Origin of the sequence: Bacillus massiliglaciei (assembly GCF_900098925.1) — a bacterium.
Lineage (GTDB): Bacteria > Bacillota > Bacilli > Bacillales > DSM-1321 > Peribacillus > Peribacillus massiliglaciei.
Genome location: NZ_LT622358.1, coordinates 438093 through 456217 on the forward strand (window position 1 = coordinate 438093; position 18125 = coordinate 456217).

The following is an 18125-nucleotide window of genomic DNA, read 5'->3' on the forward strand; positions in this document are numbered from 1 at the left end:
GTAAAATACCCCTTTACTAAAAAAAAGGAGAGAGCGTTTTGAAAATAAAATCGATTGAGCCAACACCAAGTCCAAATACAATGAAAATCAATCTTACGGAGGAACTTCCTTCCGGTAAGAGTAACAACTATAAAAAGGAACAGGCAGAGCACGCCCCTGAAATCATCCGAAATATCCTTGAGGTTGAGGGAGTGAAAGGGGTATATCATGTAGCCGATTTCCTGGCTGTTGAAAGAAATGCGAAATATGACTGGAAAGATATCCTAGTTAAAATCCGCCAGACTTTTGGCGAGGAAGCGGAAAACGTGGATTCCAATGCAGAACTTCTCGACCATTACGGTGAGGTTTCAGTTCTGATCCAGCAATTTAAAGGAATACCGATGCAAATTAAGCTGAATGACGGTATGACAGAAAAACGCTTTGCTATGCCTGAACATTTTGTGAAGGCTGTGGCTGAAGCTCAAAAAGAAGAGGATAATGTTGTCCTTCTTCGAAAGTGGAAGGACTATGGCGTGCGGTACGGTGATATGGAGGATATCGGAAAAGAGGTACGTGAGGAATTGTCAGCTGCTTTTCCGAAAGAGCGTCTGGAGCAGCTGGTAAAGGCAGCGAAGGAAACAGAAGGAAAGAAAGATCCAGCCGTCAGAAGACCCCGCGTGAAATTAACAGCAGCTATGCTGGAAGAAGAGGACTGGGAAAAACGCTATCAGGCGCTTGACCAAATGGAAGATCCAACAGTGGAGGACATTCCATTGCTGGAGAAAGCGCTGGCTGACCCTAAAGTATCCATTCGCAGGCTGGCTGTGGTTTACCTTGGCATGATTGAAGATGAAAGAGTATTGGAATCTCTTTATAAGGGATTGAATGATAAGAGCGCCGCTGTTCGCCGGACAGCCGGAGACTGTCTGTCGGATCTTGGATTTGAAGCAGCTAAGGAGGAAATGGCCAAGGCGCTGAAGGATAAGAGCAAGCTTGTACGTTGGAGAGCTGCGATGTTCCTATATGAATCCGGGGACAGCAGTGTGCTTGAGGCCTTGAAAGAAGCGGAAAGCGACCCAGAATTCGAAGTTGCCCTCCAGGTGAAAATGGCGATTGCCCGAATTGAGAACGGGGAAGAAGCGAAAGGCTCGGTATGGAAACAAATGACTGAGGCGAGACAGGGAGAATAAATACTGCCAAAAAGGAGCTGGCCCATTCAGGCAGCTTCTTTTTGGATGAGTCTGCTCGGCTTGGATACAGATTTACATAGCTGTGCAGGAGTGGGTATGCAGGCGCCGTTTTTGCATGTTTGAATAAAACTATAGTATCCTAAGGATATGGAATGACTAAAGGAGGAAGATAAAATGTCAATGGCATATGAAGAATATATGAGACAGATGGTTAAGCCGATGAGACAGGAACTTGTCCAGGCCGGGTTTGAAGAATTGGAATCAGCAGAAGCCGTAGAAGATTTCATGGAAAATGCGGAAGGCACAACATTAGTGGTGGTAAACTCTGTCTGTGGCTGTGCAGCTGGGCTGGCACGTCCGGCAGCGACAGAAGCAGTGGCAGAATCGGATGCAAAGCCGGATCATCTTGTAACCGTATTTGCCGGTCAAGATAAAGAGGCAACTGCTAAAATGAGAGAATACTTCGGGGAGATTCCCCCTTCATCTCCATCCATGGCACTTTTAAAAGGCAAGGAAGTCATCCATTTTATCCATCGTCATGATATCGAAGGCTATCCGATGGAAACTATCAAAGAAAATCTTTTAACTTCTTTTGAACAATTGAAATAAGAAAAAACGGGTGCTTTAAAAGGCACCCTTTCTTTATGCTGAATTTCCCAAAACATATGTACAGATTGAAAGAGGGGTTGAGAAATGTTTGTAACGGCTGCAGGCCGGGCAGATGCCGAAGTCATCCAAAAAGCAGAAGCTACAGCAGCGGATTGGAAGGTGCCCTATATACCGCGAAGAAAAAAATCCATTCCATTGCTTCTCGAGGAAAACCAGGACAGTGAATGCCTAGTCTACGGGAAACAAAGAATGGAGTTATATACCAATAACTCCAATCAGCCTTTCTTTTTTCATCCTAATATGGCTGCCATCCGAATAAAGCGGCTTTTACATGGGGAAACAGATCCATACATAGAAGCTGCAGGCATGAACCGAGGAGACAGTGTGCTGGATTGCACGTTAGGACTGGGTTCTGATGCAGTCGTAGCCAGCTTTTATATCGGAGAGAAAGGGGCTGTAACAGGGATAGAGGGGAGCAAGCACCTGGCCCGGATTTTAGAAAAAGGGCTGCAGGATTGGGAGAGCGGTGAAGAAGAGATTCGAGAAGCGATGCGCAGAGTGAAGGTCGTGAACGGACGTCACCTGGAAATTCTTAAAAGTCTTCCGGATAAATCCTGGGATATTGTTTATTTTGACCCGATGTTCGATGAGGCGATTCATGAATCAAGTGCAATCAGAGCGATTGATCCTTTTTCGACAAAGGACGCATTAACGAAAGAGGCCATAAATGAAGCAAAGCGGGTAGCCCGGAAAAGAGTCGTGTTAAAAGATCATTTCCGCAGCCCCCGCTTCGCTCAGTTTGGCTTTCAAGTCTTGGTCCGAAAAACTTCTAAGTTTCATTTTGGCTATTTGGAAACCGGCTGTTAAAAGTCTTCTTTATCGAGTCCTAACGCACAGCCCTCTCTGCTTGAATCAGCCGCTCCATAGCTGATTCCATTTTCCTGATCCATATGGATGGCCTGGACATTGCCAATCGAGTGGGGGACATCATTAAATACGTACCCCATGCCTTCCAAGTGACCTTTGCTGTTCATGTCAATCCCAGCTTCCCATTCAATATGAGGTCCCATCGGGGTGAAGATTCTAGGCTCTTCAATCGCCGATTTAATATCCAGATTGAAATCAAGGAAGTGAATAATCGTCTGGACAACAGAACTGATGATGGTGGGTCCTCCTGGAGAGCCAAGGGTCAAGATGGGTTTGCCATCTTTGAAAATAATCGTCGGACTCTTGCAGCTGACCGGTCTCTTCCCAGGCTCGACCTCGTTCATGCCGCCTGGGACAGAGTCGAAATCGGTTAATTCATTATTCAGGATAAAGCCGTAATCTTCTACCATGATGCCGCAGCCAAAGGGGTGTTCGACGGTCGATGTGCAGGCAACGATATTTCCCCATTGGTCTTGGACTGTAAAATGAGTTGTTTCACTCTGTTCCTTTTCAAATGGCTGACTGACAATTTGTCTTTCGGTTACTTTATCATATTTCCATGGATTTCCAAAATTCACTTCATTGTTTCTCTCTTCAAAATTGATGAATTTCCGTCTCTCGCTGATGTATTCTGGGTGGAATAAGCCTGAAAGCGGCAGTTCAGCATATTCTGGATCGGCCATGAACGCTTTTTTATCTTCGAAGGCAAGCCTCATGGCTTCAGCAATCAGATAATATTTTTCCCAAGAACGTACATCATACTGTTCAATCTTGAAGCTCTCTAATATTTTCAGGATTTGGAGGACAGAAAAACCGCCGGCACTTGGCGCGAAAGAGGACACAATTTCATACCCTTTATACGTACCGCGCATTGGTTCATCTTCAGTAATCCGGTAAGATTGTAAATCATCCATCTCCATGAATCCGCCTAACTTTTTTATAGAACGGATAATCGCTTCGCCGATTTCTCCTTCATAAAAAGCGGAAATGCCTTTTTCTTGAAGAATTCTGTAGGTTTTAGCGAGATGCTCTTTTTTCAGAATGTCACCGGGCTTCAGCTTTTTTCCTTCGGGGAGGAAAAAATTCTTAGCCACATCTCCAAGCCTGTATTCAAAGTTCTCTAAGGCGTCACAGAGGACGAAATTGACTTCCACGCCATTTTCAGCGTGGGCTATGGAAGGTTCAATCAGCTCTGCTAGAGGCTTGGAACCATATTGACGCAAAGCTGCATCCATCGCTTTTAATATGCCGGGGACACCGACGGCAGTTGCCTTAGTGGAACGTTTTCTAAACGGGATAACTTCGCCTGTTTCATCCAGGAACATGTTAGGGTGAGCAGCTTTCGGAGCCCGGACGTGACCATCGAAAATTTTTGTCTTTTTTGTTTTGGCATCATAAACCATCATGAATCCGCTTCCGCCAATCCCTGTCATCATCGGTTCCACGACATTGAGGGCAAACTGGATGGCTACTGCTGCATCGACAGCATTTCCGCCTTCGCGCAGGATTTTCTGTCCCACCTCAGATGCTATTGGATGGGCCGTTGCCACCATGCCGGCATTTCCTTCTGCTGTTTCTCTTATGTAATCACTGTATGGAGTGCGTCCTTTAAAATCATTTTTACTAACCATATCCTTATCCTCCAGAAAAACTTGACATTGAAATAAAAAGATACCTTGTTATATGGACAACAAGGTTAAGAATAGATTTAATCTGCTATCTCCAGGTAAATAAAGTACCCAAGGGTGAATAAGCTGAGAATGACCATGCCTGCAGATGCTCCCATACCAATCCCTCCTCTTCAATTGTATTTCTTATTGTTTCACTTATATTTACCGTGCTATTCCTTGAAGTCTTCTTTTCTTGTACTTTTTAATCCCCTTATTTAAGTTTTTCAAAACATTGCCTACTATATATTCGTATTTTTAAGCGCAGCCAGGTATACTTGAGACATAAAAAATCAGCAGAACGGGTGAGGGAAACATGGTCGTAAAAAAATGGCTTCAAAAGAGCCTGGTCATTCTCATATCCATCGTGACATTCGGTTTGGTCACTCCCGGAGATTTATCCTGGCTGGCAAATGCAGATGCAGTAAAATCCCCTAAGAAAGATTTATTTGAAAGCCGGGAATTCCTATACTCTGAGGCAGAGGAGAGCGAACCGCCGTTTGTCCGTGAACAATTTTTGGACGAGCTGAAAGGAAAGGCTGAAGAAAATTCTTTCAGAAAATTCGGTGAAAAAATCAGCCCTAAAATTGGCAATGAATTCAGGCTCGCGATTTTACCGAATATTGAACGGACAATCGAGGAAATGGCTGATCAAATCCCTGATGAAAAATTGCAGTTCCTTTCCATTTCAGAACAGCCGAGCTTTGGAAAAGGAGAAAAAATCTTTCATATTATGGACAGCCTGACAGGTGAAGATATCATTCGTTTCCATGTTCGAAGGGAAAGGCCCCCGTTAGAAGGATATTGGTTTAATTTCCATTATCATACCTATCATGATCATTTTTCTGCGCATCATGAACTGGGTTCGATCTATTGGGATAAAAATACACCGCCGGCTTGGGGAAGCAGATTGCTGTCTTGAAGAGGAAATATTGAAATTAGCAGAATATAGGAGTAAAATAGTTAAGTAAGTTAAGTTCTTCGGAATGCGCTGTGACTGCAGCGTTTTTTCTTTTTTCAAGGGCTTTAGATATGAATCGAGGAGAATGGAAAATGTCAGAAATATTCAGCAGTATTTTATCTACGTACTCACAATTTTTTGATTGGAATATGTGGGGAGAAGTCTTGACTGATCCGGTAAGCTGGGGCTTAATCGGAACCCTTATCGTGATGGAAGGCCTCCTTTCAGCGGATAATGCTCTAGTGCTTGCTGTGCTGGTGCGTCATCTGCCTGCCAAACAAAGAAAAAAGGCTTTGTTTTACGGTCTTCTTGGAGCCTATGCCTTTCGTTTCATTGCGATCGGCATCGGGGTTTACCTTATCAAGCTTTGGTGGGTGAAGATCATCGGTGCAGGCTATCTTGCCTGGCTCAGCTATAAATATTTCCGGGACAAGAAGTCTGGCGGTGAAGAAGAGGAAGAACTGGAAGGGATTAAAAAAGGAAGCCTCCTCATCAGGATCTTTGGAACCTTCTGGGGAACAGTTGTCACAGTTGAATTAATGGATATTGCTTTTTCTGTAGACAGTGTCCTTGCTGCTTTTGGTGTAAGCAATGAGGTTTGGGTACTGCTTCTCGGCGGAATTCTCGGTGTGTTAATGATGAGGGGAGTAGCGGGAGTATTCCTGCAATTAATCGATAAAATCCCAGAGCTTGAGACGGCTGCCTATGTTTTAATTGCTTTCATTGCGTTAAAAATGATTGCGGAAGTAATCGGTTACGAAATTCCTGCAGTGATTTTCTTTATCGTCATCCTTGTTATTTTTGCGGGAACGATTTTGATGCATTTCCAGAAGAGAAGAACATCTGTTCATAAATAATCCATTTCAATATGTACATGAGATCGGCTGCTTCAAAGCGGCCGATCTTTTTTTGAATTTGCTCCCTTTTTTTCAAAGACAAAGCATTGAAGCAATACAAAAAAGAAAATAAAAAACGACCCAGTAATCAGAGAAACAGCAGGTTTAGAGGAAACGAGAGGCAAGAGCAAGACACCGAGGAAAAGGGTCATTAACAAAAGATCAAGAAAGAAAAACACTTTAGAGCTGTATACAAGAATTACTTCTTCAGCTTCCTTTTTACTGTGTAATTGGCTGTAACGTCCATAAGGTCTCATCATTATCACCTTTTATCCCTTTATAATGCTTTTTATGTCTAGGACGGAAAAAAGGTGACTGATAAGATTGAAGGATAATTTCCATTAATTCATAGTCTGTAAGATGTCTACCTGCATGCTATACTTAATAATATTCAAGAATAATATTTTTAGAAAGGGGAGAAATGTATGATCTTAAAATATTCAGTATTTATGATCAGTCTTGTCATCTGTTTTTTCTCCCTTTACACTTTTTCAAATGCTGACATAGATGGCCGCCTATGGAGGGACCTTCCGAAAGCACACCCATTGAACGACGTAGAAGAATTTGATGAAAATCCTGTACTCCGCAGTTTATTTGTTTTTCCAGAGGACTCATTTGACATGGAAGAAACCAAACAAATCATACATACGATTGACTTTCTTCCGAATTCCCTGCTTTCGAAAATCAACAATCAACATATTCATTTGAAATTATTCAATGGATCGCTGACCGACAATCAGCAGGCCGCTGATTTGAGGGGAGAAACGCCGCGCGGATATAAAAATAAAGACACAAAGTGGGATGATGTTCCCGGAATGGGCGGAGGACGTACCGTCTTCATTAAAATTGGCGCAAGTGAGAAAGGGAAAGGGCATGGTTCTGTCAATTTGGAGCTTCATGAACTGGCCCATTCAGTGGATCGCATTGTTTTTGATCAAATTCGGGAGGATGGTAAATTTTTAGCCATCTGGCGTGAGGAAGCCCCCAGGTTATTCCCGAATAATGCCTATTTTATTGATTATCCGGAAGAATATTTTGCTGAGTGCTTTGCCATGTATTATCATGACCAGTTCAACCGTGGAGTCTTGCTGCACCTGGCCCCCAAAACATTCCACTATATCGAAAGGCTGAAGTAAATGCTAAGGAATCATGCGTAAGGTACAATTATAGATGACTGTAAGAACGTAAAATGCAGATGAAAGATTAGGGCACAAATCAAATATAATGATAGCAATACAGCCATTTCTCATAGAATGGCTATTTTTTATGTTTGGAAGACTTGAAAAAAGTCTTATTAAGTAAAAGACGAGGATCTATTTGAGGCCTTCGTCGATTTTCGTAAGCAATGTTCTGCGCCACGGCTCTCTTAGAATTATTAAATAACTGAACATGGATACAGATAATTTCAGCTGATAAGGGGATCAAATAGGATAGGCTGGAAGGTCAGGATCATCCGCTGTGAGATTCAGCAAAGCATCTGTACGAGAGCAGTGGATATTACTGTTATGGACTATTTCATTTCCAAATCATTCGTTTATAATAGATTATGTAAAAATCTAGAATGTAAGGAAGGGAGTGGATTAAAAAGGAACGAGAATGGCAAACTATACGTCTGCTTCGCAATAAATTTGATCTCTTCTTAACAAGAGGAGATCTGTGAACAAGCAGAAGGAAGTGATCACCCAACAAAATCAGTTCATTGCTGCCATTGAATCCGTGCATTTTTGATGAGAAAATAGCAGAGAGGAGTGTAGGAATTGGGAACCGCACATATCAAGATGGATATCCGAGAGCTGCAGGCCGCTTTACAAACCCTGCAATCCAGTATCAACGAGTTTAGCAGTTACACAGACACCTTCCGGACGGGTACTAGAAATCAGCTGAAAAACTTCCATTCGGATTTCATAGAAAAAGTGGATGCGATTCTGGACTATATGAACAATGATATCAATACGGATTTAGTAAAAAACATGAATGACGTCCATGCAGCCGGTAAAGGAATCTTGGAAGAAATGAAAAAGGCAGACGAAGAAGTAAGCAAGGCGATTCGGAGCGGGCAGTCATGAAACGGGACATCCAAATCAACTATGGAACGCTGGACCAGATCATTGAACAGCTTCATACATACAGGCAGGCCCTGCATCAGATGCAGCGTTCCCTGAATATAATAGCGGTCTACGCAGAGAGGAACTAAGGAAAGAGCCTGGAAGCCTGGGAAGAGCTCATGCAGCAATCCAAGAAAAATATCCAAAGCTATCAGACGCAAATCGAGGATTTATTGACATTGTTTGAAAGCTATGTGGCTGATACAACAGCTTATATCACACCTATTTCCAGAAACAGCATGATGAGAGTCGACCGAAACGATATTTGGGGGAATCTCTCACAGATTGAATGGACAGTAACGAACAGCCTTACCCGTGCAATCTTGGAAGCCAATCGGTCCCCAAGCCTTCTGTCTAGTCTGTTGGACGATGCAGATCCGGAAGAAAAAGAGCGAAGCAGATCTAATCAACAGAAGCTGGCAAGCCTTCGAAACGACATGGAATCCGCTCATCCAGGCTTAAACATAAAATGGAGGAGCTGTGGGACCTCTACGAGTCAAAAGTAAAAAAGTTTGAAAACACAGATGATGAATATGCAAACAAGGCCGCGGCGGTCCAAGATCGCTATATGAATTTTTATGAAAAGATAAATGAAGTGGCTTCTGTCACAGCAGAAGGAGTCGGGAATTTTGTAAAAGGGTTAGCTACAGCGCTTTATGAGATAGCAAAAGGCCTTGTTACGCTTATTATCGATGCTGGCATCATTGCCGTATCAGACCTGATTCCAGATAATATAGAACCGGATTTTCTAAAAAAAGCTTCAGATAAAAGGATAGAGAGTGCTGCGGAAACGCTCGAGCTGATCATAGAAGATCCGGTCATTATCCTTGAATCGATGGCTCAATCTATATCAGATACCGCCGAAACAGAAGGAATCATGTACGCATCAGGAAGTGCAGCTACTTCCTTCATCCCATACGCCGGCCAAGCCAAATACCTCAAGCTGTTAAAAGTAGAAAAAAGTATCAATAAAGCCGGCGGAACCCGCTCAGCCATCTCCAAAAAGCCAACAGAATCCGTCCAAGGCTTGGGCGGAATCAAGAAAGAAAACGCTGCATGGCCGAGCCATATAAAAAATGGCGGCCAACAATACGTCCAGGATGTCACCCAGTTCTTTAGACGAAGCTTGATGCCCAATCCGTCCTTCCAGCTAAGTGCGGCGAATCAAGCACCCATCAATATGATGAACAGAACCACGATCGAAAATCGGATGGATTCGATTGTTCCGGCGTCTCCTGTGAAGATTGAGGGGAAGGGAGCTGGGAGTGTTACTAAGGGTACGGGTAAAGAAACTTATCAACATCTAAAGGACTATAAAAATAATAAATATTTTACTCGAAGTGTAGAGTATAATGCAGGTAAAGATGGCACAGGATTTACTTATAAAGTATATCAAAGAGGAGATATTAATTGGGATATGGTCCGAACAAAAGGTGCTAAAAAAGGTCGCGGGCTAACAAATGCTGAAGCATCTGCGAAATAAGGACTTGCTCCTATTCTTGATGAAGCAGGTAGTGTTGCAACATTGCATCATTCACAACAAAAAGGTGTTGGACCATTATATGAAGCTTCAACAAGGTACCATAATATTGCTAATGCTAAAAGAGCTCCACTACATCCTTATAAAGGGAAGTTAAACCCATTTTATCCAATGGATGAGACAACTAGAGGAGCGTTTCAAAAAGTAGATTCTATTAACTATTGGAAAATACGAGGAGAAGAAGCTTTAGGAGGAAGATAAAATGAGAATATTGCCTGAGAGACTAGATGAAGTTCTAGGAGAAGAAATATATAAACGTGAAGATAGCAATCTAGTACAGGATGCTTTAGTAAGGCTAGGTGTAAACGCATCGGATACTTTCCAAGAATTTTATATCCAGTATGCAGGACCTTTTTGGGAAGAGCATGTACCCTTTGAATTACTAGATATAGTAGACGAAGAAAACAATATTAAATCATACACACTCATTTCTAGAAAAGAACATGGTTTTCCGAAGCAATATCTGGTTTTAAGTGAAATGTCAGCAAATGCTGTATTAGTACTAGATACTATAACAGATAAAGTTTATATAGTTAATTTTGAGGGTGGAGATGAACTACTTATTAAAGGTGAGTTAAAGGAAAGTTGGTCATCGTTTTTTGATTTCTTGAAGGCATATTTTAATTGTTAATTATGGTCCAATAAAAGTTAATTCAGAGATACTTAAAACCTTGATTGGTAATATACCTTTCAAGGTTTTTGACTTTAAGAACTTTATGGTTAAAACAATATCACTTTTGAATCAAAAACTCATGATGGTTAGCAAACTTACGAGATTGGTTGCAGTGACATTTAAAATATACAGCCACACTTACTACTCGATTTATATTTGCACACGAGAATGACAAAGCAAGTAATGTTAAAGGTGGCAACATACAAACACGTTAAGCTAGTAACAAAAAGAAAGATGTATGAGCAACATAAACAATGGTATGTCTACACTAAACTAGACAATTTTTTTAAGGTGTCTATGCTTGTAATCAATTGGGCTTTCATATCCAAGGGTTCCATGAATTCGTATGTTATTAAACCAGTGAACATAGTCTTGTAATTCCCTTGTTAATTCTACTAAACTATTAAAATGTCTTCCTTTCACAAACTCTGTTTTGATGATTTTAAATGTTGCTTCGGCTACTGCATTATCATATGGGCAGCCCTTCATACTTAAGGATCGTTGGATAGTAAATGTTTTCAAAGCATCATCAATCAATTTGTTTTTAAACTCATTTCCACGATCGGTATGAAATAGCTGTATTTTATTAAGATCGACCTTAATAGAAGCTATTGCACGATAAACGAGTAATGCATCTTTATTTGGCCCTGTACTAAAACCGATGATTTCTCGATTAAAGAGATCGACAAAGACACATACGTAGTTCCATTTTTGATTAACCCTTACGTATGTTAAATCGCTTACGATTGCGGTCATTTCTTGTTCCTGGGTAAACGCACGATTAAGTTCATTCTTCTGTTCTGATTCATTACAGGATTTCGCATGCGGTTTAAATTGAGCAATTGTATAGGAAGAAACAAGGCCCTGTTCCTGCATTATGCGCCCGATTCTACGCCTGGAAACGATAAGACCGCGCTTTTTTAATTCTACTTTGATTTTACGTGTTCCATAGTTTTGACGGCTTGCGTGAAAAATATCGACTACATCAGAGACAACGGGATCCTCTGCAATTCTTTCTTTTACTTCATAATAATAGACACTTCTAGGGAGTTGTAGGACTTTGCACATTGCTGATATCGAGTATTTGTGTTGGTTATTCTTGATTACATTTACTTTCGTCCTAGTATCAGCGCGGCTTGCTTTAAAATGTCATTTTCCATTTCTAGCTGCTTATTTCTTTTTCGGAGTTCCATCAATTCTTTTTGCTCATCTGTTAAATTGTCTTTCTCCTTAAAAGAACCTGACTTTTGACTCTGACTCACCCACTTATCTAAAGATGAAGGAGTAAGGTCATACTCACGAATAATCTCTTTTCTTGGTTTTCCATTTTGGTACAGCTGCACGATCTGTTGCTTGAAATCTTCAGTAAATGTTCGGCGTTCTCTTTTGGCCATGTAGATTCTCCTCAAATGTATTATTTGTAGTCTACTTGACCTTAAAAATTCTGTCCAACTAAGTGTAGCCTATCCACCAAGTGAAGAAATATTTAATCAAGTCACAAAAGAGTTAGAAGAAATGGACTCACTCCCTAAAGGTATTTACAGTTTCTCGCTGAATGATAACTACATTGATAAACAGAGTGCTGAAGGAGCTAAAGATAACTCATTAAAACGGGGTTATCCCGATTATATTATTAAGGAATAAAGCAGGTAGAATAAATGGAGACACTTAAAGGTTCACCAACTGTTAATCCGAATATAGCAGCAAACAATGATAAAGATTTAGTTGAACTTGCAGGCCTGCATGCATATACCTATCCACTTTTTGAATCGGTAATACAAATCTCGAGAGTTTAAGTAAGAAATGATAGCTTAGCTAGAATAAAATATGAAATCCTTTAAATGCAGAACCTTTTTATATCAATTAATTTGATAATTGTTGAAAAAAGGTAATACTAAGGTTTATCGAACATAACGGAAAAGGGGCAAACACCAAGAGTCCATTTGAACTACTTGCTAAGACGTTAGGGATTTTTAAGATAAATGGTATATGTTGGTATTAGGTCAATAAAGTAGACACAATTTTTTAGATTTATTTCACCTACCGCGCTTACGCTTGGTGGCCTCTTCCTTCAAGTACAGAATGCATTCTGTACTTGAAGGAAGAGGAAAAGTTGAGTTTTGGCTTAATTCGCAATCTTATCAAAGTACATACGTTCGTATTCGGATGGGGAAAAATAACCATTTGCAGAGTGTATTCTTTTTGAGTTATAGAATATCTCGATATATTCATAGATTTCCTTTTTCGCTTGTTCTCTAGTCTTGTATTTAGTCAAATAAATTAGTTCTTTCTTCAATACACTGTGAAAAGATTCAATACAAGCGTTGTCGTAACAGTTTCCTTTTCTGCTCATGCTTACATCGATCTTGTAGGCGGCTAATTGCTTTTGGTAATCTTTCGAACAATATTGACTTCCACAGTCTGAATGATGAAGAACAGATCCGAGCGGCCGTTGCTGGCGATTATAAGCCCGGTCCAAAGCGTTGATAACCAAGTCTTTTGTCATTGTTTTATCGACGGACCAGCCTACAATTTTACGGGAAAACAAATCCATTACACTCGCCAGATAAAGCCATCCTTCTGATGTGGGAACATAAGTGATATCAGCCACCCATACTTTATTTGGCTCATCAACTTTAAACTCTTGATTGAGCTTGTTTTCATAGACTGGGAGTGTGTGTTTTGAGTTCGTCGTCGCTTTATATTTTTTTACAGTCTTTGATCGAAGATCCTCTTCTTTCATGATTCGAGCTACTGTTTTTTGACAAACCGGTATCCCTTTTTTCTCTAGGTCTTTCGCTATCTTCGGACTTCCATAAAGTCCTCTGGATTCCAAATAGGATTTATGAACATGCTTAACCAGGGTCTTATGGCGTTTGGTTTTTTCACTTTCAGGGCGGTCCACCCATTTATGATATCCGCTTCGTGAAACATTCATAACGTTGCACATCTTCTCCACACGGAACTTGAAGCGATTCTCGAAGATAAATGAGAAAATTACCGATGGTCTTTCGCGAAGAAGTGCATAGCCTTTTTTAAGATGGCATTCTCCTCTTCCAAATCACGGAGACGTTTTTGCATGGCTTTTAATTGTTGGTTTTCCGTCATGTTTGGAAGGGCAGCTTCTATAAACTCTTCACCGTATTTCTTTTTCCAATTGTGAATAGTATTTGGGTTGATATCCAGATCCCTGGCCGTCTGGGCAACTGATTTGTTTTGTTCAATCATCATTTGGACTGTGCTTCTTTTGAAATCTTCATCAAATGTTTGTCTGCTCATTTGGACACCTCTTATTATTAGTTATTTTAATAATAAACTGTGTCTACTTTTGAGTCTAACATCAATGTAGTGTTTAAAGGGCTAAATATATTAGAAAAGTTATTAGCGCTTTTTCCAGCCCTTTTAGTTACTAGTTATTATAAACCGATCACTTTTTCCTTGTTTGAACACATTATAATATAAATACACTTAACAGATTTTTTTGTGTGCCAAAAATTCAATCTTACATACTTCAAGAATAGTATAGAAAAAAACATGGATAGTCGTTACTATTCTAAATCTTTAGGTCTGTCCACATAAAAGGACACGATATATCCGCAGTTCCCGCAATATTCTGCTGATATTGGTGAAGGTCTTTTCCTAAGATTGTTTTCGGGGTACATGTGAACTTGTCCAACAGTGGCCCCCATGGTCCCTTTTTTTATTTCTTCACTATTGCACTTCGGACATATACGATGTTTCATAAGGCAATCCTCCTTCTTTATTTTAGCGAAACTTTTCATGTTAATTTTAACATAGCAAGTTCTTTCCAAAAATCTGTTAACGTTTAATATTTTGATTTTTTATAACAAAAACGCACTTTCCTCACTCCTTTAGACTACTCCTTAATGAAAAATCATTTTTTTCTCCAAGTTGTTTCTTCATTAGATACATTATAAAAAGGATAAAACAGTAATACGGCTATTCCTAAAACAAATATTAAACTTAAAGAAATTAAAGGTGAATAATTAAATAGGGGAAGCAGCAATGGTAATAGGATCATTACATTTGACAGCAAAAGTCTTTTCCTTGATTTAGGCGTAAGATATTGTTTCTTCCTACAATAGGGACATGTCATTCCTGTATCTAACACAAATCCAGCTTTTTGCGTTTGTTTCCAATTCCAACATTTATTACAATTTTGACAAGTTAGCATTTCTCCATCATTCCTTTTTTAAATTATCTAGCTAATTTAAAAATTGGCAGGCCAGCTGCATCGGCTTAAAACAATTTCAAGTCAAAATCAATTAACAATGATGATATAACGATTAACATGATAATTACTGAAGGCTTGATGTTCACAGCAGATCTTTCTTTTATGAAAGTATTTTATCAGAATTTCCTAAATGAATAAGCCAAGCATCTGTGACTGTGTGTGAAGACGTGCGTTTGGAAGAAAGAGAAAGGGATTGGGGAAAGAATTCAATAACTGAAAGCAGATATTTTCCGATTAAGATGGCACCATATTTAATAGAGTAAAACAATTAAAAGGATTATAAAAATATTGCGATCAAAAAAAATGAACGCGGTTGCAATTAATAGAAAATTTTGATATAAATTAATTAGTTTGTTTAGTTTACAAATTAAAGTGATAGAGAGAATAATAGTTACTTTAATTATGAAAGCGCTTTTTAGAAATAGCACAAGAATTTTTATTAAGGTTAAAAAGGAGGAAAAAACAAATGAGAAAAAGGATGCTGCCCTTAATCATTCTTGTGATTATATTGGCAGGGTGCCAAAGCAGTGCAGATGGAGGGGACGTGACGGAACTGCGTCTTGCTCATAACCAGCCCTTAGATCATCCGATTCACTTATCATTAATGGAATTTGGCCGCCTTGTGGAGGAAAAGTCACATCATAAAATAAAAGTGAAGGTATTTGCCAACGGTCAATTGGGCAGTGAGCGGGAAGTAATTGAACTGACACAGACAGGCGCAGTAGATATTTCTAAAGTGAGTGCCAGCGCATTAGAAGGCTTTGAATCTGACTATTCCATTTTCAGTTTGCCATACGTATTTGAAAGCTATCAAGAGTTTCAGGAAACAATGAGCAAAAAAGAAGTAACAGATAAAGTATATAAGCAAACAGAGGATATCGGGTTTGTTGGATTGACCTATTACAATGCAGGAGTGCGAAATATTTATACAAAGGAAAAAGAGGTTAAGACACCGGCAGATATGGCTGGATTGAAAGTTCGAGTGCAGCCTAGTCAGACAAGTGTGAAAATGATTGAAGCATTAGGCGGGACACCAACACCGATGGCTTATGGTGAAGTATATACGGCACTTCAAGCAGGGGTAATTGATGCGGCAGAAAACAATGAATCTGCATTAGTTACTAACAACCACGGTGAAGTAGCGAAGTCATATATGTATACAGAACATCAAATTGTACCAGATATTTTGATAATGAATGCAGAAAAACTCAAAAAATTTACTGAAGACGAGAAAGCGATCATTTATGAAGCTGCAGCTGAGTCTACGAGATACCATGAAGATGTATGGAACAAAACGATTGAAGAGGCGAAAGATATAGCGAAAAATGAAATGGGAGTTCATTTTATTGATGTGGATAAAGAGCCTTTCATAGAGGCAGTACAGCCACTGCACAAAGAATATATGGAAAATGAAAAAACTAAAGATATTTATCAACTAATAAAAGGGGCGAAAGAGAATGAGCAGGGTAAAAAATCTGATTGATAAATTGCTGCTTTCTGTTTCTATTATTCTATTAATTGCAATGGTTGCACTTTCAACATGGCAGGTTCTGGCGCGGTATGTCTTTAATATTTCATCTCCTGGAACAGAAGAAACGATACGTTATTTATTGATCTGGTTTAGTTTGTTTTCTGCGGCCTATGTTTTTGGTGAAAAAAAACATATTGCCATTTTATTTTTTAAAGAAAAATTAGGGATAAAAAGCCAGCGGATCATGGAACGTATTACAGATATTTTGATTATAGTGCTGGCAGCTGTTTTAATGGTTTATGGCGGCATTAAAATTGTGCTTTTGACTGTTTCACAAACAGCCGCTGCGACCGGTATTTCGATGGCTATGGTATACGCAGCTCTTCCTGTTAGCGGTTTTTTCATTATTTTATTTACATTTCTTAATATGCGCACAAACGACGTAAATGAAGGGGAAGAGGTGATCAAACAATGACGGCGCTTGCAGGGATCGTTTTATTCATCAGTTTCTTTTTTCTTCTGTTTTTTGGTATACCAATCGCTTTGGCGATCATTATCAGTTCCCTTTTGACATTTACGCTCATCTTACCGTTTGATGTGGCAATTTTGACATCTGCTCAGCGAATGATAACTGGTATTGATAATTTTACAATGCTGGCTATTCCGTTATTTGTATTGTCAGGAATTATTATGGATAATGGAGGGATTGCATTCCGGCTGATAAATTTCGCAAAGGTTTTAGTTGGGCGGCTGCCAGGTTCTTTAGCTCATACAAATGCCGTCGGAAATATGTTATTTGGTGCAATTTCCGGATCAAGTGTCGCCTCTGCAGCAGCAATGGGGCGGATTATGACCCCGATGCAAAATGCTCAGGGCTACAAAACAACGTATTCAGCGGCAGTCAATATTGCGTCTGCTCCGACTGGATTGCTTATCCCGCCAAGTTCCCTGTTGATCGTATATTCGCTTGTAAGCGGCGGAACTTCTGTAGCTGCGCTTTTCATAGCTGGCTACATCCCAGGTATTCTCTGGGGGATTGCCGTTATGATCGTTGCGTTTTTTATGGCGAAAAAGGAAAAATACGCGGTTTCTAAAATGCCTGGAATCCGTGATGTGCTTTACATTATTTGGAGTGCTGTACCGAGCCTGCTGCTGATTGTCATCGTAATTGGCGGTATTGTAGGGGGAATCTTTACAGCGACAGAGGGGGCCGCAGTTGCTGTTGTGTATTCAGTTATTTTGTCACTCTTCTATAAAAATCTGAAGTGGAAAGACATCCCGGCTATCTTCAAAGAAACTATTAATATAACCGGGATGATTCTTTTTCTAATTACGGCATCTGCCCTGTTTTCGCTGGTTATGTCTTATACAGGCCTGCCAGAGGCAATGAGTACTGGATTATTGTCTTTAACAGATAACCAATACGGCATTCTGATTATTATGATTTTCATTTTACTAGTGATTGGGACGTTTATGGATATTACACCTGCTGTTTTGATATTCACGCCTATTTTCCTGCCGATTGCCGAAACATTCAATATGGACCCTATTCATTTCGGGACGATCTTATGTTTTGCTTTATGTATTGGCAATATGACACCGCCTGTCGGAAGTGTTCTCTTTGTGGGATGCAGTGTCGCAGGTATCCGCATTGAACATGTAATTAAGACGCTGCTTCCGTTTTTTGCAGCGGTCATTGCGGTATTGCTGCTTGTTGCCTTTATTCCGCAAATCAGTTTGTTCCTGCCGCAGCTATTTGGATTATAAATTGAACCAAGGCTGTGCCGGCTTCTCTAAAACATTCGATTAAGAGATTACTGCGCGTAGAATCATCAGATGGTCATCAAATTTT

21 protein-coding genes are annotated in these 18125 nt (G+C 40.0%); 16 read left to right on the plus strand and 5 right to left on the minus strand.

The window, feature by feature from the left end; genetic code table 11:
• Positions 1 to 38 precede the first annotated feature (38 nt).
• The 3 genes from BQ4305_RS10545 (at position 39) to BQ4305_RS10555 (ending at position 2645) form a co-directional block, all read left to right on the plus strand.
• A complete protein-coding gene (locus BQ4305_RS10545) occupies positions 39 to 1169 on the plus strand; it encodes a conserved virulence factor C family protein (protein WP_110927744.1) in 1131 nt (376 codons plus the stop codon).
• A gap of 174 nt (positions 1170 to 1343) precedes the next feature.
• Positions 1344 to 1778: a BrxA/BrxB family bacilliredoxin gene (locus BQ4305_RS10550; protein ID WP_110927745.1), complete on the plus strand. Its 435-nt coding sequence runs from the start codon at positions 1344 to 1346 to the stop codon at positions 1776 to 1778.
• Positions 1779 to 1862: 84 nt separating this feature from the next.
• Positions 1863 to 2645: a class I SAM-dependent methyltransferase gene (locus BQ4305_RS10555; RefSeq protein ID WP_110927746.1), complete on the plus strand. Its 783-nt coding sequence runs from the start codon at positions 1863 to 1865 to the stop codon at positions 2643 to 2645.
• On the opposite strand, the gene ggt is transcribed toward BQ4305_RS10555, so the two are convergent.
• Complete coding sequence (gene ggt / locus BQ4305_RS10560; protein ID WP_110927747.1) at positions 2642 to 4336, minus strand: gamma-glutamyltransferase; 1695 nt, start codon at positions 4334 to 4336, stop codon at positions 2642 to 2644. The genes BQ4305_RS10555 and ggt overlap by 4 nt on opposite strands.
• Before the next feature lie 352 nt (positions 4337 to 4688).
• On the opposite strand from ggt, the gene BQ4305_RS10565 reads away from it, so the two are divergent.
• The 9 genes from BQ4305_RS10565 to BQ4305_RS10605 all read left to right on the plus strand — a co-directional run bounded on the left by BQ4305_RS10565 (position 4689) and on the right by BQ4305_RS10605 (position 10505).
• Positions 4689 to 5294, plus strand: a complete 606-nt coding sequence (locus BQ4305_RS10565) for a YpjP family protein (protein ID WP_110927748.1) — start codon at positions 4689 to 4691, stop codon at positions 5292 to 5294.
• A 131-nt stretch (positions 5295 to 5425) separates the two neighbouring features.
• Positions 5426 to 6190 (plus strand): TerC family protein, encoded by a 765-nt coding sequence (locus BQ4305_RS10570; protein WP_110927749.1) that lies wholly within the window; start codon positions 5426 to 5428, stop codon positions 6188 to 6190.
• Positions 6191 to 6654: 464 nt separating this feature from the next.
• A complete protein-coding gene (locus tag BQ4305_RS10580) occupies positions 6655 to 7365 on the plus strand; it encodes an anthrax toxin lethal factor-related metalloendopeptidase (protein ID WP_110927751.1) in 711 nt (236 codons plus the stop codon).
• Between the two features lie 621 nt (positions 7366 to 7986).
• The gene (locus BQ4305_RS10585) at positions 7987 to 8295 is read left to right on the plus strand and encodes a hypothetical protein (protein ID WP_110927752.1); all 309 of its coding nucleotides are present in this window, start codon (positions 7987 to 7989) and stop codon (positions 8293 to 8295) included.
• Positions 8292 to 8423, plus strand: a complete 132-nt coding sequence (locus tag BQ4305_RS22005; RefSeq protein WP_267888101.1) for a hypothetical protein — start codon at positions 8292 to 8294, stop codon at positions 8421 to 8423. Before BQ4305_RS10585 ends, BQ4305_RS22005 begins: the two co-directional genes overlap by 4 nt.
• A gap of 30 nt (positions 8424 to 8453) precedes the next feature.
• Positions 8454 to 8840: a hypothetical protein gene (locus BQ4305_RS10590; protein WP_110927753.1), complete on the plus strand. Its 387-nt coding sequence runs from the start codon at positions 8454 to 8456 to the stop codon at positions 8838 to 8840.
• Entirely contained in the window at positions 8804 to 9817 is a 1014-nt protein-coding gene (locus tag BQ4305_RS21865; protein WP_234396930.1) for a hypothetical protein, read from the plus strand. Before BQ4305_RS10590 ends, BQ4305_RS21865 begins: the two co-directional genes overlap by 37 nt.
• Before the next feature lie 12 nt (positions 9818 to 9829).
• A complete protein-coding gene (locus BQ4305_RS10600; RefSeq protein WP_324611579.1) occupies positions 9830 to 10075 on the plus strand; it encodes an HNH/ENDO VII family nuclease in 246 nt (81 codons plus the stop codon).
• 1 nt (position 10076) lies between these two features.
• Positions 10077 to 10505 carry an SMI1/KNR4 family protein gene (locus BQ4305_RS10605; RefSeq protein WP_110927755.1) on the plus strand — a complete coding sequence of 143 codons (429 nt, stop codon included), beginning with the start codon at positions 10077 to 10079 and terminating at the stop codon, positions 10503 to 10505.
• Between the two features lie 315 nt (positions 10506 to 10820).
• Here BQ4305_RS10605 and BQ4305_RS10610 read toward each other — a convergent pair.
• A protein-coding gene (locus tag BQ4305_RS10610; RefSeq protein WP_110927756.1) for an IS3 family transposase occupies positions 10821 to 11941 on the minus strand; the annotation gives its coding sequence in 2 pieces (ribosomal slippage) (positions 10821 to 11692 and positions 11692 to 11941; 1122 coding nt in all).
• A 264-nt stretch (positions 11942 to 12205) separates the two neighbouring features.
• Here BQ4305_RS10610 and BQ4305_RS21455 point away from each other — a divergent pair.
• On the plus strand, positions 12206 to 12343 hold the full coding sequence (locus tag BQ4305_RS21455; protein ID WP_199880672.1) for a hypothetical protein: 138 nt from the start codon (positions 12206 to 12208) through the stop codon (positions 12341 to 12343).
• A gap of 329 nt (positions 12344 to 12672) precedes the next feature.
• Here BQ4305_RS21455 and BQ4305_RS10615 read toward each other — a convergent pair.
• The 3 genes from BQ4305_RS10615 to BQ4305_RS10625 form a co-directional block, all read right to left on the minus strand.
• Positions 12673 to 13826, minus strand: a protein-coding gene (locus BQ4305_RS10615; RefSeq protein ID WP_110927455.1) for an IS3 family transposase whose coding sequence is annotated in 2 segments (ribosomal slippage) — positions 12673 to 13574 and positions 13574 to 13826 — 1155 coding nt in all. Because the reading frame shifts where the segments join, the coding sequence is not laid out codon by codon here.
• Positions 13827 to 14095: 269 nt separating this feature from the next.
• Positions 14096 to 14290: an acetyltransferase gene (locus tag BQ4305_RS10620; protein WP_110927757.1), complete on the minus strand. Its 195-nt coding sequence runs from the start codon at positions 14288 to 14290 to the stop codon at positions 14096 to 14098.
• A 152-nt stretch (positions 14291 to 14442) separates the two neighbouring features.
• Complete coding sequence (locus BQ4305_RS10625) at positions 14443 to 14742, minus strand: TIGR04104 family putative zinc finger protein (RefSeq protein ID WP_110927758.1); 300 nt, start codon at positions 14740 to 14742, stop codon at positions 14443 to 14445.
• Positions 14743 to 15268: 526 nt separating this feature from the next.
• Between BQ4305_RS10625 and BQ4305_RS10630 the strand changes: the two genes are divergently transcribed.
• Genes BQ4305_RS10630 through BQ4305_RS10640 form a run of 3 tightly spaced genes read left to right on the plus strand, consistent with a single transcriptional unit; the run spans position 15269 to position 18040 of the window.
• Positions 15269 to 16285, plus strand: a complete 1017-nt coding sequence (locus BQ4305_RS10630) for a TRAP transporter substrate-binding protein (protein WP_110927759.1) — start codon at positions 15269 to 15271, stop codon at positions 16283 to 16285.
• Complete coding sequence (locus BQ4305_RS10635) at positions 16260 to 16748, plus strand: TRAP transporter small permease (RefSeq protein ID WP_110927760.1); 489 nt, start codon at positions 16260 to 16262, stop codon at positions 16746 to 16748. Before BQ4305_RS10630 ends, BQ4305_RS10635 begins: the two co-directional genes overlap by 26 nt.
• Positions 16745 to 18040 carry a TRAP transporter large permease gene (locus BQ4305_RS10640; RefSeq protein ID WP_110927761.1) on the plus strand — a complete coding sequence of 432 codons (1296 nt, stop codon included), beginning with the start codon at positions 16745 to 16747 and terminating at the stop codon, positions 18038 to 18040. Before BQ4305_RS10635 ends, BQ4305_RS10640 begins: the two co-directional genes overlap by 4 nt.
• Positions 18041 to 18125 lie beyond the last annotated feature (85 nt).